The organism is Prevotella sp. P4-98 (genome assembly GCF_002251405.1).
Lineage (GTDB): Bacteria > Bacteroidota > Bacteroidia > Bacteroidales > Bacteroidaceae > Prevotella.
In genome coordinates, this window is sequence record NZ_NPJC01000004.1 from 1 (window position 1) to 1,205 (window position 1,205).

The 1,205-nt window shown below is 45.9% G+C and carries 1 protein-coding gene; it reads left to right on the plus strand.

The genetic code is table 11. The features are described 5' to 3' along the window. Window positions 1–285: 285 nt before the first annotated feature. The coding region (locus CIK96_RS00910) for a transposase (protein WP_094439094.1) at window positions 286–1,205 on the plus strand (920 nt) is incomplete at its 3' end.

Here is a 1,205-nt window from a genome sequence, read left to right on the forward strand (position 1 = left end):
CACTCTAAGTTTGCAGAAGAATGCGACGCAGTCGCATAAATGTTAAATAATCAAGGTAAAACTATGATTGCTAAAGACAGTTTCGTACCTTTGTTGTAAAAAGGTAGAATCGGTCTGTCGAAGAGGTAAACCATGGATTTCACTAGTCTGAAGACTATAATCCGTTTCGGACCTCATCGACATAGTTGCAAAGACCAGATAGAAAGTTATCGGCTCTGAGCCTTGTTAGAGTGTTAGTCCATACAACTATTGACCAATTCTACATAATTAAACTCGTACAAAGATATGAAGAATTTATTTATTGGAGTTGATTTTTCGAAAGAAAAAGTTGATGTGGCTATCATTTTTGCAGACGGACTTGCAGAAACAGCCTCAAGAGTGTTCAACGAATTCAAGACAACTGTGTCTGGTTACAAACAACTGATCAAGTGGGTGGAGCAGAACTCCAGCGGCATTGAGCCTTCCTTGTGGCTCTTCTGCGGAGAAAACACTGGCGATTACAGTAAGGGACTGTGCAACTTTCTCTATGGCAAAGGCTACGACATGTGGCTTGAGAATGCCAAGAGCATCAAGGATGCATCAGGTCTTAGACGATTGAAGTCGGACCGTGCCGACGCCTCAATGATTGCCGAATACGCAATGAGGAATTACGACAGAGCCATTATGTACGAGCCACTTAGCGAGTCACTTGCACAACTGCGTGAGCTGTTCCTGTATCGTCAAATGGTGGTACACCATAGATGCAGTTTTCAGGTGCGTAGAGGCGAGAAGAAACTCACAATGGAGAAGTCGCCTGTCAAGACAATGATCTCGCAGAGCGGAAGACATATCGTGTCAGAACTCAACAAGGAAGTCGAGAAGATAGACAAGCGAATCGCCGAGCTTATTAAGTCGGACGAGGAGCTAACCGAGGTGTTCACCATCGTGACCTCGGTGCCTGGCATAGGAACGCAGAACGCCGTGTGCCTGATGGTATACACCGATAACTTCCGTCGTTTCAATTACGACTCACGCAAGATAGCCTGCTACTATGGCATAGCCCCGTTCGGCAAGGATTCGGGTACCAGTGTGCATTCTGATCCTCGTGTACATTACATGGCGAACCGCCGGATAAAGTCCATGCTGACGCAGGCTGCACTGGCTGCCATCAACTTCAATCCCGTTATCGCAAGATACTATATGCGACTCGTAGAACGTGGAAAGAA